This window comes from Pantoea sp. BJ2, from assembly GCF_040255075.1.
Lineage (GTDB): Bacteria > Pseudomonadota > Gammaproteobacteria > Enterobacterales > Enterobacteriaceae > Pantoea > Pantoea leporis.
Map to the genome: position 1 here is coordinate 1,221,987 of NZ_CP158292.1, position 14,919 is coordinate 1,236,905.

Annotated in this window: 12 protein-coding genes and 7 tRNA genes; 2 read left to right on the plus strand and 17 right to left on the minus strand. The window is 54.3% G+C overall.

Annotated features, from left to right (window positions below; genetic code table 11):
• Positions 1-7 precede the first annotated feature (7 nt).
• Positions 8-2,590: a leucine--tRNA ligase gene (leuS, locus tag AAF463_RS05515; RefSeq protein ID WP_101763315.1), complete on the minus strand. Its 2,583-nt coding sequence runs from the start codon at positions 2,588-2,590 to the stop codon at positions 8-10.
• Between the two features lie 222 nt (positions 2,591-2,812).
• Here leuS and AAF463_RS05520 point away from each other — a divergent pair, with 222 nt between their 5' ends.
• Positions 2,813-3,295, plus strand: coding sequence for a zinc ribbon-containing protein (locus AAF463_RS05520; protein ID WP_007890691.1), 483 nt, complete (start codon positions 2,813-2,815; stop codon positions 3,293-3,295).
• 84 nt (positions 3,296-3,379) lie between these two features.
• On the opposite strand, the gene AAF463_RS05525 is transcribed toward AAF463_RS05520, so the two are convergent.
• From AAF463_RS05525 to miaB, 9 genes are all read right to left on the minus strand, one after another.
• Positions 3,380-4,105, minus strand: a complete 726-nt coding sequence (locus AAF463_RS05525; RefSeq protein ID WP_008103661.1) for an amino acid ABC transporter ATP-binding protein — start codon at positions 4,103-4,105, stop codon at positions 3,380-3,382.
• On the minus strand, positions 4,106-4,783 hold the full coding sequence (gltK, locus tag AAF463_RS05530; RefSeq protein ID WP_101763247.1) for a glutamate/aspartate ABC transporter permease GltK: 678 nt from the start codon (positions 4,781-4,783) through the stop codon (positions 4,106-4,108).
• A complete protein-coding gene (locus AAF463_RS05535; RefSeq protein WP_061717388.1) occupies positions 4,783-5,523 on the minus strand; it encodes an amino acid ABC transporter permease in 741 nt (246 codons plus the stop codon). The genes gltK and AAF463_RS05535 overlap by 1 nt, the downstream gene beginning before the upstream one ends.
• 161 nt (positions 5,524-5,684) lie before the next feature.
• Positions 5,685-6,578, minus strand: a complete 894-nt coding sequence (locus AAF463_RS05540; protein WP_101763246.1) for a glutamate/aspartate ABC transporter substrate-binding protein — start codon at positions 6,576-6,578, stop codon at positions 5,685-5,687.
• A gap of 437 nt (positions 6,579-7,015) precedes the next feature.
• Positions 7,016-8,542, minus strand: a complete 1,527-nt coding sequence (lnt, locus tag AAF463_RS05545; protein ID WP_350261668.1) for an apolipoprotein N-acyltransferase — start codon at positions 8,540-8,542, stop codon at positions 7,016-7,018.
• 4 nt (positions 8,543-8,546) lie between these two features.
• Positions 8,547-9,428 carry a CNNM family magnesium/cobalt transport protein CorC gene (gene corC, locus AAF463_RS05550; protein WP_101763244.1) on the minus strand — a complete coding sequence of 294 codons (882 nt, stop codon included), beginning with the start codon at positions 9,426-9,428 and terminating at the stop codon, positions 8,547-8,549.
• Positions 9,429-9,510: 82 nt separating this feature from the next.
• Positions 9,511-9,984, minus strand: coding sequence for an rRNA maturation RNase YbeY (gene ybeY / locus AAF463_RS05555; RefSeq protein WP_008103651.1), 474 nt, complete (start codon positions 9,982-9,984; stop codon positions 9,511-9,513).
• On the minus strand, positions 9,981-11,054 hold the full coding sequence (locus AAF463_RS05560) for a PhoH family protein (RefSeq protein WP_101763243.1): 1,074 nt from the start codon (positions 11,052-11,054) through the stop codon (positions 9,981-9,983). The genes ybeY and AAF463_RS05560 overlap by 4 nt, the downstream gene beginning before the upstream one ends.
• 207 nt (positions 11,055-11,261) lie before the next feature.
• Positions 11,262-12,686: a tRNA (N6-isopentenyl adenosine(37)-C2)-methylthiotransferase MiaB gene (gene miaB, locus AAF463_RS05565; RefSeq protein ID WP_350261669.1), complete on the minus strand. Its 1,425-nt coding sequence runs from the start codon at positions 12,684-12,686 to the stop codon at positions 11,262-11,264.
• Between the two features lie 169 nt (positions 12,687-12,855).
• Here miaB and ubiF point away from each other — a divergent pair, with 169 nt between their 5' ends.
• Positions 12,856-14,028 (plus strand): 3-demethoxyubiquinol 3-hydroxylase, encoded by a 1,173-nt coding sequence (gene ubiF, locus AAF463_RS05570; RefSeq protein ID WP_350261670.1) that lies wholly within the window; start codon positions 12,856-12,858, stop codon positions 14,026-14,028.
• 103 nt (positions 14,029-14,131) lie between these two features.
• Here the strand turns inward: ubiF and AAF463_RS05575 are convergent.
• From AAF463_RS05575 to AAF463_RS05605, 7 genes are all read right to left on the minus strand, one after another.
• Positions 14,132-14,206, minus strand: a tRNA-Gln gene (locus AAF463_RS05575).
• 28 nt (positions 14,207-14,234) lie between these two features.
• Positions 14,235-14,309, minus strand: a tRNA-Gln gene (locus AAF463_RS05580).
• Positions 14,310-14,315: 6 nt separating this feature from the next.
• Positions 14,316-14,392: transfer RNA gene (locus AAF463_RS05585), tRNA-Met, on the minus strand.
• Positions 14,393-14,418: 26 nt separating this feature from the next.
• Positions 14,419-14,493, minus strand: a tRNA-Gln gene (locus tag AAF463_RS05590).
• 34 nt (positions 14,494-14,527) lie between these two features.
• Positions 14,528-14,602: transfer RNA gene (locus AAF463_RS05595), tRNA-Gln, on the minus strand.
• A gap of 21 nt (positions 14,603-14,623) precedes the next feature.
• Positions 14,624-14,708 (minus strand) — tRNA-Leu (locus AAF463_RS05600).
• Positions 14,709-14,715: 7 nt separating this feature from the next.
• Positions 14,716-14,792: transfer RNA gene (locus AAF463_RS05605), tRNA-Met, on the minus strand.
• Between the last annotated feature and the right edge of the window lie 127 nt (positions 14,793-14,919).

A 14,919-nucleotide genomic window follows, 5' to 3' on the forward strand; every position in this document is an offset into this window, starting at 1 on the left:
CCTGAACTTAACCTACGACCAGGTTAAGCAGTTTGCCAGGGACATAAATCACTTTACGAATGGTGACGCCATCCAGATATTTCGCCACCAAATGCTCCTGCGCAGCACGCGCCTGCACCTGCTCCTGCGTGGCATCCGGCGCAACGGTAATCTTGCCGCGCACTTTGCCATTCACCTGCACCACCACCAGCAGCGAATCTTCCACCATGGCCGCTTCATCGGCTACCGGCCAGCTGGCTTCGTCGATGCTGCCTTCGCCGCCCAGCGCTTGCCACAATACATAGCTGGCGTGCGGGGTGAATGGATAGAGCAGACGCGTCACCGCGACCAGCGCTTCCTGCAGCAGCGCGCGATCTTGCTCGCTCTCCTGCGGGGCACGGATCAGTTTGTTCATCAGCTCCATAATGGCAGCGATAGCGGTGTTGAACGTCTGACGACGACCCACATCATCGGCCACTTTGGCGATGGTTTTGTGCAGATCGCGACGCAGCGCTTTCTGGTCGTCATTCAGGTTATTGACGTCCAGCGCCACGGTCGCGCCTTTCGCAATGTGCTCGTAAGCCAGTTTCCATACGCGCTTCAGGAAGCGGTTAGCACCTTCAACGCCCGATTCCTGCCACTCCAGCGTCATCTCTGCTGGCGAAGCAAACATCATGAACAGACGAACGGTATCTGCACCGTAACGCTCAACCATCAGCTGGGGATCGATGCCGTTGTTTTTCGACTTCGACATTTTGCTCATGCCGGCGTAAACCACTTCACGACCTTCGTTGTCGGTGGCTTTGATAATGCGGCCTTTCTCGTCGCGTTCTACGGTCACGTCAACCGGAGAAACCCAGTTACGCTCGCCGTTCACGCCGAGGTAGTAGAACGCATCAGCCAGCACCATGCCCTGACACAGCAGGCGTTTGGCCGGCTCATCAGAGTTCACCAGGCCAGCATCACGCAGCAGCTTGTGATAGAAGCGGAAATACATCAGGTGCATGATGGCGTGTTCGATACCGCCAACATACTGATCGACCGGTAGCCAGTAGTTCGCCGCCGCCGGATCCAGCATGCCTTCATGGTAGTTGGCGCAGGTATAACGCGCGTAGTACCAGGATGACTCCATAAAGGTGTCAAAGGTGTCGGTTTCACGCAGCGCAGGCTGGCCATTAACGGTGGTTTTGGCCCACTCAGGATCGGCTTTGATTGGGCTGGTGATACCATCCATCACCACGTCTTCTGGCAGGATGACCGGCAACTGATCTTCTGGCGTTGGCATCACGGTGCCATCTTCCAACGTCACCATTGGAATTGGCGCGCCCCAGTAACGTTGACGGGAAACGCCCCAGTCGCGCAGACGGTAATTGACTTTACGCACGCCCACGCCTTTGGCAGCCAGCGCATCGGCGATGGCGTTAAAGCCCGCCTGATGATCCAGACCGTTGTATTCACCCGAGTTGAACAGCGCGCCTTTTTCGGTCATCGCGGCAGCACTCAGGTCCGGTTCAGAACCGTCGAGATTCAGGATCACCGGCTTAATGTTCAGGTTGTACTTGGTAGCGAACTCCCAGTCACGCTGATCGTGGCCTGGAACAGCCATTACCGCGCCGGTGCCGTATTCCATCAGCACGAAGTTAGCGACCCACACCGGAATTTCTTCACCGGTCAGCGGATGGATAGCGAACAGGCCGGTGGCCACGCCTTTCTTCTCCATCGTTGCCATGTCGGCTTCGGCGACTTTGGTGGTACGGCATTCGTCGATAAATTCAGCCAGCGCAGGATTAGTGGCAGCTGCTTGCTGCGCCAGTGGGTGACCTGCGGCAACCGCCACATAGGTTGCACCCATAAAGGTATCTGGACGGGTGGTGTAAACGGTCAGCTTCTCAGCGCTGTTGGCAACGTCAAAGGTGATTTCTACGCCTTCAGAGCGGCCAATCCAGTTGCGCTGCATGGTTTTGACCTGCTCCGGCCAATCTTCCAGCTTATCGAGATCGTTGAGCAGCTCTTCCGCATAGGCGGTGATTTTGACGAACCACTGTGGGATCTCTTTGCGCTCAACTTTGGTATCACAGCGCCAGCAGCAGCCGTCGATAACCTGTTCGTTGGCCAGCACGGTCTGATCGTTCGGGCACCAGTTCACCGCCGAGGTCTTTTTATAGACCATGTCTTTTTCATACAGCTTAGTGAAGAACCACTGTTCCCAGCGATAGTATTCTGGCTGGCAGGTCGCCAGTTCGCGGCTCCAGTCATAGCCAAAGCCCAGTAATTTCAACTGGTTCTTCATGTAAGCGATGTTGTCGTACGTCCACGGCGCCGGCGCGGTGTTGTTTTTCACCGCAGCGCCTTCGGCTGGCAGACCAAACGCATCCCAGCCAATTGGCTGCAAAACGTTTTTGCCGAGCATACGCTGGTAACGCGCAATCACATCGCCAATGGTGTAATTACGCACGTGCCCCATGTGCAGGCGGCCAGAAGGATAGGGCAGCATCGAAAGGCAATAATATTTCTCTTTGCCTTCCTGCTCGGTCACTTTAAAGGTTTCGTTTTCGTCCCAGTGTTGTTGGACGCGGGATTCTATCTCTTCCGGGCGGTATTGCTCTTGCATGGCTGCCTGTGGTCCTTTGTGAAAATCGCTAAGCATACTTTTAGATCCGCATAGCATACCCATAAGGCTGCGCATCAACAACTTTTCACGCCCTCGCTGGCCGGATTTCTGCCGAATGCGCCGCCGCTTTCACCCTTTTGTGATTTCTTAGGTTGCTGCCGATGCAATTGTGACAAAACCGCTAAACTTAACAGCAGTATCCGCAGCGGAAAGGAGAATAAAATGAATAACGTGGCGCAGGAATACCGTGCAACGATTGAAGCATTATCCCAACGATTGGATCATGGCGAGCGCGATGTTGATGCGCTGGTGGCCGAGGCGCGGCAAAGTTTGCTGGCGAAAAAAACGCTGTCACCCGCCGAGGTCAATGAAGTGATGCGCGCCGTGCGGCGCGATTTACACGAGTTTGCGCTGAGCTATCAGGAGTCTTCTGATGTGGTCGGCGATTCAGTGTTTTTGCGCGTGATTCGTGAAAGCCTGTGGAAAGAGCTGGCGGATATCACCGATAAAAGTCAGCTCGAGTGGCGTGAAGTGTTTCAGGATTTGCGCCATCACGGCGTCTACCAGAGCGGTGAAGTGGTGGGGCTGGGGAATTTAGTCTGTGAGAAGTGCGGCTTCACACGGGCGATTTATACGCCAGAGAGCTTAACGCGCTGCCCGGAGTGCGGGCACGATCAGTTCCAGCGCCAGCCGTTTGAACCCTGATTTTATGAACGAATAACCCCGCGCGATGAATCGCGCCGCTACGGGTACGAGCACTTATCGTAGCGGCGCAATTTATTGCGCTAATCAGTGCAGGATCTTTGCCAGGAAGTCTTTCGCACGATCGGATTGCGGATTGTTAAAGAAGTCATCCTTATTGGTGTCTTCAATAATTTTCCCTTCATCCATAAAGATGACGCGGTTAGCGACTTTGCGCGCAAAGCCCATTTCATGCGTTACCACCATCATGGTCATGCCTTCATTCGCCAGCTCAACCATCACGTCCAACACTTCGTTGATCATTTCAGGATCAAGTGCTGACGTCGGCTCATCAAACAGCATCGCCACCGGATCCATGCACAACGCACGCGCGATTGCTACGCGCTGCTGCTGGCCGCCGGAAAGCTGGCCTGGAAACTTATCCGCGTGCGCAGAGAGCCCAACGCGTTTTAACAAGCCCTGCGCTTTCTCACGCGAGGCCGCTTTATCACGCTTCAGCACTTTGACCTGCGCCAGCGTCAGGTTCTCGATGATGCTGAGATGAGGGAACAGCTCGAAATGCTGGAACACCATGCCCACTTTGCTACGCAATTGAGCGAGGTTGGTTTTTTTGTTATTCACTTCGGTGCCGGTCACCTGAATGCTGCCCTTTTGAATCGGCTCCAGCCCATTCACGGTTTTAATCAGCGTTGATTTACCTGAGCCAGACGGACCGCAGACCACCACCACTTCACCTTTTTTCACTTCGGTGGAGCAGTCGGTCAGCACCTGAAAGTGCCCATACCACTTTGAAACATTTTTCAGGCTAATCATTTAAACCGTCCTCTTTCTTTTCAGATAGGTAACCAACAGCGAAGCGCTCAGGCTGATCACAAAGTAGACCAGACCAGCAAACAAAATCATTTCAACCTGGGTTCCGTCACGCTCACCTATGGTTGAAGCGGTGCGGAAGAAATCGGCCAGGCTCAGTACATACACCAGCGAGGTATCCTGGAACAGCACGATGCCCTGCGTCAGCAGCAGCGGCACCATGGCGCGGAACGCCTGCGGCAATACGATCAGTTTCATCGATTGCCAGTGCGTCATGCCGAGCGCCAGCGCGGCATTGGACTGCCCGCGTGAGATGCTCTGAATACCGGCGCGGATGATTTCCGAGTAGTACGCGGCCTCAAAGAGCGCAAATGCCACCATGGCAGAAATCAGGCGGATATCTGATTTAGGCGATAAGCCCAGCACCTGTTGCAGGAAGGCGGGCACCACCAAATAGAACCACAGCAGCACCATCACCAAGGGTACGGAGCGGAACAGGTTGACGTACAGCTTGGCAAACCAGCGTATCGGCGCAATCGGCGACAAGCGCATCACCGCCAAAATCGTGCCCCAGATAATGCCAAACACCACGGCAATCGCGGTGATCTTGAAGGTAATGATCAACCCGTTCCACAAGTAAGGCAGGCTGGGAACAATTGAACTCCAGTCAAACTCGTACATTATTTGCCTCCCATATTGCCAGGCAGGCGAATTTTGCGTTCTACCACACTCATAATCAGCATGATGACCAGGTTAATGCCGACGTACGCCAGAGTGATGGCGGTAAAGGATTCATAGGCATGCGCGGAGTAATCCAGCAGCTTGCCGGCCTGCGCCGCCATATCCACCAGTCCGATGGTTGAGGCGATCGCCGAGTTCTTCACCAGATTAAGCATTTCCGACGTCATCGGCGGCACAATCACGCGATAGGCATTCGGCAGCAGCACATAGCGATAGGTTTGCGGCAGCGTCAGGCCCATCGCCAGGCCGGCATTTTTCTGACCGCGTGGCAGCGACTGAATCGCCGCGCGTACCTGTTCACAGACGCGCGCTGCGGTGAACAAACCAAGGCAAATCGTCGAGGAGACGAAGAACTGAATATTGGGATCCAATTCCGACTTAAACCACATGCCCAGCTTTTCGCCCACCAGTTCTGGCGCAACCAGATACCAGAAGAAGAACTGCACAATCAGCGGGATATTACGGAATAGCTCCACGTAGCAGGTGCCAATTGCCGCCAACAGGCGGTTGGGCACGGTACGCAGAATGCCAAATAAGGAACCTACCAGGAAGGCGATAATCCAGGCGCAGCAGGACACCGCAATGGTGACCTGAAAACCGGACCACAGCCAGCCGAGGTAAGTCGTATTGCCGAACGGGGCCTGTTCAAGAAAAATGCCCCAGTTCCAATCGATACCCATAACGAGCTCCGGTAAAAAAAGGGTAGCGAGGCTACCCATAAGATTGTTGAGCGGTGTCTTGCATCCTGCTTCAGGGGAACGGCCTGTTACAGTCTGTCTGTCCGCACCGCATGTTCAGCAATCGAGAGGGCAGCGGGGCTGCCCTTGTTGTCGTTGTTAATTCAGAGTGCTTTGTCGTTCGGTGCTTTGAACAGGGCCTGCATATCGCTTGAGAGTTCGAAGTTCAGGTTCAGATTCTTCGGTGGAATCGGTTTTTTGAACCAGGTTTCAAACCATTTTGAGGCTTCGCCAGAGGTTTGCGCTTTAGCAATGGTTTCATCCATCAGCTGTTTGAACTGTGGATCCTGATTACGCAGCATGCAGCCGTAAGCTTCTTTCGACTGCGGTGTACCCACGATGTCCCAGTTGTCTGGCTTCTTGGCTTTGGCACGTTCACCTGCCAGCAGCGCGTCATCCATCATGAAGGCCACAGCACGACCGGTTTCCAGCGTACGGAAAGAATCGCCATGGTCTTTCGCGCTGATGATGCGCATATCCATTTTTTGCTCGTCGTTCAGTTTGTGCAGCAGAACTTCTGAAGTGGTACCGGAGGTCACGACAACGGTTTTACCCTTCAGATCAGGGAAATCTTTGATGTCGCCGCCTTTTTTCACCAGCAGACGCGTACCGATGATGAACACGGTGTCAGAGAATGCCGCTTGCTTCTGACGCTCCAGGTTGTTGGTGGTAGAACCGCACTCAAAATCGTAAGTTCCGTTCTGCAACAGAGGAATACGGTTCTGCGAAGTAATCGGCAGCATTTTGATCTGCAAATCAGGCTTATTCAGTTTGGCTTTAATAGCCGCGATGATGGCGTTTGAATAATCCTGTGAATAGCCAACCACTTTTTGCTGGTTGTCATAGTAAGAAAAGGGAACTGATGATTCACGATGCCCAACGACGATCACGCCGCTATCATTGATTTTTTTCAGGGTACCGGTGAGATCTTCCGCCTGGGCCGCTCCCGCTGCTGCTCCCAACAGCAAAAGAGATAATGCCACTTTGCGTATCTGCATGTTCCAACTCCTTCGTATGGATGTCGCGCAGAACATAAACTGCGCAGATTGTGATGTTGTGTGTATTTCGTGCTGCTTTTTTTGTTATCCCATAGCGCAACCGCACGCAGGATAGTGATTAACATAGCGAATTGTTAACGCAATGAAACAAAAAAGTTTCTTTTTTGCGAGCCGCTCCGCACCAATAAAAGGCAAAAATTCCCCAATGCGCCAATAGAGTGCGCATCATTGCCATAAATTAGTGCGTAAAGGTTGCACTACGCTGACAAAAGCCGATGTTTGCGAAAATCACTGAAATAAATAGCAATGATCGTGCCAGCACGATGAAGAAGTGTAAAAAGCCAGCAGAGAATCGGGGAAAGCACCACGGAAGGAAGAGAAAACAGCGCATAAAAAAGGCGAAGTATTCACTTCGCCTGTTTGCATAGCTGCCTGAACTAGTGGCGACGGCGCAGAATGGCCACCACAATGCTAATCAACGTCACTAGCCACACTGGCCAGATGCCCGCTTTCGCATACGGCGTTTCACCCTTGGTTGGCGTGACTTTGGCTTCCAGCACATCGCGTGTGAACTGCGGCAACGCTTTCTCCACCTCACCATTGGCATTTACTACTGCGGTAACACCGTTATTGGTGGAGCGCAGTAACGGACGTCCCAGCTCCAGCGCACGCATGCGCGCCATCTGGAAATGCTGCCACGGTCCGATGGAGTGACCGAACCAGGCATCGTTGGAGACGGTCAGCAGGAAGTTGGTATCGGGACGGAAGTTGGCGCGCACTTGTTCGCCCAGCACGATCTCATAGCAGATAGCGCTGGTCAGGTGATAACCCGCTACTTTCAGCTGCGGCTGGACATAGGCGCCACGGCTGAAGGAGGACATCGGCAAATCGAAGAACGGCGCCAGCGGACGCAGCAACGCTTCCAGCGGCACAAACTCACCAAATGGCACCAGATGATTCTTCTGATAGCGGTTCTGGCTTTGATAGCTGTAAGGCTGCTCGCCACCCAGCACAATTACCGAGTTATAGTCGTGATAGCGATTATCGCCTTCCACGCGAGAATCCACGATACCGGTAATCAGTGAGCTGCCGCGCGCGCGCAGGTCAGCATCCAGCGCCCGCAGGAACGGCTGCTGGTTGCTTTCCAGATCGGTAATCGCTGATTCGGGCCAGATAATGATCGGTGCTTTGCCGATAAACGGCTGGCTATAGGAGGTGTAAACGCGCAGCGTGTTCAGCAGTTGCTGCGGATCCCACTTCATCGACTGCGGAATATTGCCTTGCACCATCGCAACATCAACGCTGCGTTCCGGCAGCGGCTGATACCACTGCATCATGCGCAGCGGCCAGGGCAGTAACAGCAGGAGCGCGGCGGCTATCAAGCTTTTCACCGTACGATGATGCAGCGCGTGCACCAGCAAGCCGGCGATCACCATCAACAGGAAGGTAATGGTTTCGACGCCTGCGAGCGGCGCGAGGCCTTTGAGCGGACCGTCAATCTGGCTGTAGCCAAACTGCAGCCACGGAAAGCCGGTGAGCACCCAACCGCGCAGGAATTCGCTAATCTGCCACAGCGCGGGTGCCGCTAAAGCCAATCGCCAGATTGTGGCGCGCGGCCAGAAACGGTTGAGCAGGAGGGCAAACAGCATCGGATAAAGCGACAGATAAGCCGCCAGCAGAATCACCAGCAAGATGTTTACCGGGCCGGGCATGCCGCCAAAGGTGGCGATGCTGACGTAAACCCAATTGATGCCGCTGCCAAACAGTCCAAAGCCCCAAACGAAGCCAATTGCCGCAGCCTGCGCAGTGCGACGTTCCAGCAGCAACAGTTGCAGACCAATCAGCGAAATTATCGCCGCAGGCCAGAAATCGTAGGGGGAAAAGGAAAGGGTGCCAATGGCACCCGTCATTAACGCCAGCAGCAGGCGAACCCGCTGCTGCGAGTAAAGAGAGGCTAAAGCCATAACGTTATTCGTCTTCCAGTTGCGGTTGTGGTGAGTCTTCCGGAATTTTCACATGCACCTGGATGATACGGCGGCTGTCAGCCATGGCGACTTTGAACTGATAGCCATCAATGACAATACTTTCGCCGCGAGCGGGAAGGTGGCCGAATCCCTGCATGACCAATCCGCCAATGGTATCGACTTCGTCATCGCTGAAATCGGTGCCAAAGACCTCATTAAAATCTTCAATTGGCGTTAAGGCGCGCATGGTATAGGTGTAACGATTGAGCTGGCGGATATCACGATCTTCTTCATCGTCATACTCATCTTCAATTTCGCCAACAATCAGCTCAAGAATATCTTCAATGGTCACCAGACCAGAGACGCCACCAAATTCGTCAATGACAATCGCCATGTGATAACGCTGCGAGCGGAACTCCTTCAGCATGCGATCGACGCGCTTGCTTTCAGGAACCACCACGGCGGTGCGCAGCACTTTTTCCATGCTGAACGGCTCAGACGCGCTGGCCATAAACGGCAGCAGGTCTTTGGCCATCAAAATGCCTTCGACGTGGTCTTTGTCTTCGCTGATCACCGGGAAGCGTGAGTGGGCGGATTCAATAATCACCGCAAGGCACTCTTCCAGCGTTTGGTTGCGTTTCAGGGTGATCATTTGCGAGCGAGGGATCATGATGTCGCGCACGCGCTGTTCGGCAATGTCCAGCACCCCTTCGAGCATGTCGCGGGTGTCCTGATCAATCAGCTCTTTTTGCTCAGAATCGCGGATTAACCCCAGCAGTTCATCACGGTTTTTAGGTTCACCGTGAAACAGTTGGTTGATTAACAGGGAGAAAAATCCCTTTTTACTACTGGGTGCGTCGCTGTTTTGAGAATGGTCGTCGCTCATGGCGTTTTTATTTCGTTCTCTCTAATGAGGGATTGGGGCTGCTGGCATCCGCGCCAGCAGCGCAATAACCTGAACCAGCGGCTCAGGCGTCTTCTTTCTCCGAAATGTACGGATCAGGATAACCAAGAGCAAGCATTATCTCGGTCTCCAGCGCCTCCATCTCTTCGGCTTCTTCATCTTCGATATGGTCGTAACCCAGCAGATGCAGCGTACCGTGCACCACCATATGCGCCCAGTGGGCTTCAACGGTTTTGCCCTGTTCAGCAGCCTCTTGCTCGACAACCTGACGGCAAATAATCAGATCGCCGAGCAGTGGCAGTTCAATCCCCGGCGGTGCTTCAAACGGGAATGACAGCACGTTGGTCGGCTTATCTTTGCCGCGATAAGTCAGATTAAGCTCATTACTCTCGGCTTCATCCACCAGACGAATCGTGACTTCGCTTTCTGGTTGAAACGGCGTTACCGCCGCTTCCAGCCAGCGTTGAAAATCACTCTCCGCTGGCAGATGGTTTTCATCGGCGCAGGCCAGTTGTAAATCAAGAATCACCGCGCTCATGAACGCTCCTGCGGGCTGGTTTGGCTGGCAAGCTGAGCCGCGATAGCTTCGCGTTTGCGCTCTTCTGCCTGTTGATCACGGCGTTTCTGGTCGGCGGTTTCCCAGGCTTCATAAGCATTCACGATGCGTGCGACAACCGGATGACGCACCACGTCTTCGCTGTGGAAAAAGTTAAAGCTAATCTCATCGACTTCTGCCAGCACTTCAATGGCGTGGCGCAGGCCGGATTTGGTGCTGCGCGGCAAGTCAATCTGCGTGATATCGCCGGTAATGACCGCTTTCGAATTAAAGCCGATACGCGTCAGGAACATCTTCATCTGTTCGATAGTGGTGTTCTGGCTCTCATCGAGAATCACAAAGGCGTCGTTCAGCGTGCGTCCGCGCATGTAGGCCAGCGGAGCTACTTCAATCACGTTGCGCTCAATCAGTTTCTCTACGCGCTCAAAGCCGAGCATTTCGAACAGCGCGTCGTACAGCGGGCGCAGATAGGGATCGACCTTCTGGCTGAGATCGCCGGGCAGGAAGCCGAGTTTCTCACCCGCTTCAACCGCCGGACGCGTCAGCAGAATACGGCGAATCTCCTGACGCTCCAGCGCATCCACTGCGGCAGCGACCGCCAGATAGGTTTTACCGGTACCGGCCGGGCCGATACCAAAGGTAATGTCGTGCGAGAAGATATTGGCGATGTATTGCGCCTGGTTAGGCGTACGCGGTTTGATTACGCCACGCTTGGTTTTGATGTTCACCGCTTTGCCGAATTCCGGCACGCTCTCAGCGCTTTGTTCCAGAACGCCGCTCTCTTTGATCGCCAGGTGAATCTGGTCCGGTTCGATATCTTTGATCTGACCGCGCATTGGGGCGGTATCAACATACAGCGTGCGCAGGATATTGACGGCAGCGTCCACACAGAGCGAGCGGCCGGTAAGCGTGAATTGGTTGTCACGGCGTTTGATTTCAAGGCCCAAACGGCGCTCCAGCTGTTTCACATTGTCATCCATCGGACCGCACAAGCTCATCAGTCGTTGGTTATCTGCCGGTTCAAGGGCGATTTCACGCGTTTCGATATTCAAATGAATCCTTAAGGTCACTCAGGGCCAGTTGAAAAGGTGTGCCGGATGTCGAAGAGCAATCTCTCCACATCTTTATGAAATTATTTATGGCGCTGCGCACTGGCGCAAGCTTCAGAGTCGATATTTGGGCAGCACTTGTGGAAAGCAAGGGCCTGGGGATGAAACAGGCGACAGCGCTTTGTGCGCTATCGCTCAACGTTCGAGGTTTCAAGGCTGGAACAGTCCGACGCCGATGTCGTTCTCTTTGCGGGTACGCGCAATCACTGACGCCGGGCTTTCGGCCACACGGAGCGCCATTTGATCTTCGGTGCGCACCAGCACGCCGCGCAGGGAGCTGGCATAGACATCAACAATTTCGACATCAACAAACTTACCGATCATTTCAACCGGTGCTTCGAAGTTCACCACGCGGTTATTATCGGTGCGGCCGGTCAGTTCCATCACATTCTTACGCGAAATGCCTTCCACCAGCACGCGCTGCGTGGTGCCCAGCATGCGGCGGCTCCACGCCATCACCTGCTGATTGATGCGGTCCTGCAGGATGAAAAGACGCTGCTTTTTCTCCTCTTCTGTCACATCGTCGGGCAGATCGGCCGCCGGCGTGCCTGGGCGCATGGAGTAGATAAAGCTGAAGCTGACATCGAAATTCACTTCACCGACCAGCTTTATGGTCTGCTCAAAATCCTGCTGCGTTTCGCCGGGGAAACCGATGATGAAATCAGAGCTCAGCTGGATATCCGGACGTGCGGCTTTCAGCTTGCGGATAATCGCTTTGTACTCGAGTGCGGTGTGCGCGCGCTTCATCAGCGTCAGGATGCGATCTGATCCGCTCTGAACCGGCAGATGCAGGAAGCTCGCCAGCTCGGGTGTATCGCGGTAAACCTCGATGATGTCATCGGTAAATTCAATAGGATGGCTGGTGGTGAAGCGAATACGGTCAATGCCGTCGATCGCCGCCACTAAGCGCAGCAACTCAGCAAAGGTGCAGATATCGCCATCAAAGGTGGCGCCGCGATAGGCGTTGACGTTCTGGCCCAGCAGGTTGACTTCACGTACGCCCTGAGCGGCAAGCTGGGCGATTTCCAGCAGAATATCGTCGCTCGGACGGCTAACTTCCTCACCGCGCGTGTAAGGCACCACGCAGAAAGTACAATATTTGTTGCAGCCTTCCATGATCGACACAAAGGCGGTTGGGCCATCGGCGCGCGGTTCTGGCAGGCGATCAAACTTCTCAATTTCAGGGAAGCTGATGTCAACAACCGGGCTTTTACTGCCGCGCACGGTGTTAATCATCTCCGGCAGACGATGCAAGGTCTGCGGGCCAAAGACGATATCGACGTAACTGGCGCGCTGGCGCAGACGTTCACCTTCTTGTGAGGCCACGCAGCCACCCACGCCGATGATCAGATCGGGATTGCTCGCTTTCAGCTTTTTCCAACGGCCTAACAGAGCAAAAACCTTCTCCTGCGCCTTTTCACGGATGGAGCAGGTGTTGAGCAGCAGAACGTCCGCCTCTTCAGCTTCCTCGGTAAGGGTGTAGCCGTGCGTGCTGTTCAGCAGATCGGCCATCTTCGATGAATCGTATTCATTCATCTGACAGCCCCAGGTTTTGATGTGCAGTTTTTTGGTCATCGAACTAGCCATTGATTCAAGCGAAGTGCAGGGCGCGTATTGTAATGCTTCGACGCTGTTGTTACCAGGCTTCACGCATCTGCATCGCATCGCGCTGCTAATTTCCGGTACACTTTAGCTATCAACGTGATGCTGGAAGGTTTCACGGCAAAAAGAAGGATTAGAGTCGATGCAGGATTCACATTTTGATGTGGTGATCGTGGGCGGTGGCATGGTTGGTGCGGCGCTGGCGTGTGGCCTGGCGCAGCAGCAGTTTCGCGTAGCGGTCATTGAACGGGCGGAACCGGCAAGCTTTGATGCCTGCAGCGAGCCAGATGTGCGTATCTCCGCCATCGGTGCGTCGTCGGTTGCGCTGCTGCAGCAACTGGATGTCTGGCAACGTGTGCAGGCAATGCGCTGTGCGCCCTATCGCCAGCTGGAAACCTGGGAGTGGCAAAACGCGCATGTGAAGTTTGATGCGGCGTCGCTTGGGTTGCCCGAGCTGGGCTTTATGGTGGAAAACAGCGTGCTGCAGCGTGCGTTGTGGGAAAAAATGCAGCAAGAAGGCATCACACTGATTTGCCCGGCGAGCTTGCAGGGTTTGCAGCCGCACAGCGCCGGCTGGCAGGTGCAACTCGATAATGGCCAAACGCTGGATGCGCGTTTAGTGGTCGGCGCAGATGGTGCTAACTCGCGTGTGCGTCAGTTAGCGGGCATTGGCGTGCGCGGCTGGAACTATGCGCAATCCTGCATGCTGATAAGCATGGAGTGCGAGCAGGAGGCGGGCGATGCCACCTGGCAGCAGTTTACGCCGCAAGGGCCGCGCGCTTTCCTGCCGCTGTTTGATCGTCGTGCTTCGCTGGTGTGGTACGACGCACCCGCGCGTATCCGTCAGCTGCAAAGTTTGCCGCTCCCGCAACTGGAGAAAGAGATTTATGCTCACTTCCCGGCACGCGTTGGCCGTATTCAGGTCAAAACTGCGGCCTCTTTCCCGCTGGTGCGACGTCATGCTACGCGTTATGTGATGCCGGGATTGGCGCTGGTGGGGGATGCGGCGCACACCATCAATCCGCTGGCCGGGCAGGGCGTTAATCTGGGCTATAGGGATGTGGATGCGTTGATCACGACGCTGGTCGAGGCGCGCAACCAGGCGGAGCTCTGGTCATCGGATGCTGTGCTGCAGCGTTATCATCGTCAGCGTTACAAAGATAATTTACTGATGCAGGGCGGAATGGATCTGTTCTACTTCGCGTTTAGCAATAAACTGCCGCCGCTGCGTTTTGCGCGAAACCTGGCGCTGATTGCGGCGGAGAATGCCGGAGAGTTGAAACGTAAGGTGCTGCGTTACGCATTAGGTTTGTGATTGTATGGAGCGCATTGATGCGCTCTTGGTTAAAAGTTTGCTCGCCACTTTGCCAAACGCAGAAAACAATAAAGCCCGCATAAGCGGGCTTTATTGTGCAATTTGGCTGGGGTGCAGGGATTCGAACCCCGGAATGCTGGTATCAGAAACCAGTGCCTTACCGCTTGGCGACACCCCAATAGGTGTTTGATCAAATTGTCTTTTTATGGCTGGGGTGCAGGGATTCGAACCCCGGAATGCTGGTATCAGAAACCAGAGCCTTACCGCTTGGCGACACCCCAATAATTTGGTGGCTACGACGGGATTTGAACCTGTGACCCCATCATTATGAGTGATGTGCTCTAACCAGCTGAGCTACGTAGCCTTTGTACTGCTTACTGCGTCCGACGATGGCTGGGATACCTGGATTCGAACCAGGGAATGCCGGTATCAAAAACCGGTGCCTTACCGCTTGGCGATATCCCATTCGTCGACTTTGTATCCACAACATAATCCGGATTGGCTGGGGTACCAGGATTCGAACCTGGGAATGCTGGTATCAAAAACCAGTGCCTTACCGCTTGGCGATACCCCATCCGGCTGCCGAAGACTGAAATGGTGCGGGAGGCGAGACTTGAACTCGCACACCTTGCGGCGCTAGAACCTAAATCTAGTGCGTCTACCAATTTCGCCACTCCCGCAAAAAGATGGTGGCTACGACGGGATTTGAACCTGTGACCCCATCATTATGAGTGATGTGCTCTAACCAGCTGAGCTACGTAGCCATCTTTTTCGCGTAACCTTCATCGGCGTTGCGGGGCGCATTATGCGTATTGAGTCTTGTAGCGTCAACAATTTTTTTGCCGTTTTTCGCCTTAAAACGCCTGTTTGTCTGGCTTGTAACCAGGCTGG

Excerpts from the sequence above, each read along its gene's own strand:
- leuS (WP_101763315.1), bottom strand. The coding sequence starts at position 2,590 with ATGCAAGAGCAATACCGCCCGGAAGAGATAGAATCCCGCGTCCAACAA.
- AAF463_RS05520 (WP_007890691.1), top strand. The coding sequence starts at position 2,813 with ATGAATAACGTGGCGCAGGAATACCGTGCAACGATTGAAGCATTATCC.
- AAF463_RS05525 (WP_008103661.1), bottom strand. The coding sequence starts at position 4,105 with ATGATTAGCCTGAAAAATGTTTCAAAGTGGTATGGGCACTTTCAGGTG.
- gltK (WP_101763247.1), bottom strand. The coding sequence starts at position 4,783 with ATGTACGAGTTTGACTGGAGTTCAATTGTTCCCAGCCTGCCTTACTTG.
- AAF463_RS05535 (WP_061717388.1), bottom strand. The coding sequence starts at position 5,523 with ATGGGTATCGATTGGAACTGGGGCATTTTTCTTGAACAGGCCCCGTTC.
- AAF463_RS05540 (WP_101763246.1), bottom strand. The coding sequence starts at position 6,578 with ATGCAGATACGCAAAGTGGCATTATCTCTTTTGCTGTTGGGAGCAGCA.
- lnt (WP_350261668.1), bottom strand. The coding sequence starts at position 8,542 with ATGGCTTTAGCCTCTCTTTACTCGCAGCAGCGGGTTCGCCTGCTGCTG.
- corC (WP_101763244.1), bottom strand. The coding sequence starts at position 9,428 with ATGAGCGACGACCATTCTCAAAACAGCGACGCACCCAGTAGTAAAAAG.
- ybeY (WP_008103651.1), bottom strand. The coding sequence starts at position 9,984 with ATGAGCGCGGTGATTCTTGATTTACAACTGGCCTGCGCCGATGAAAAC.
- miaB (WP_350261669.1), bottom strand. The coding sequence starts at position 12,686 with ATGACCAAAAAACTGCACATCAAAACCTGGGGCTGTCAGATGAATGAA.
- ubiF (WP_350261670.1), top strand. The coding sequence starts at position 12,856 with ATGCAGGATTCACATTTTGATGTGGTGATCGTGGGCGGTGGCATGGTT.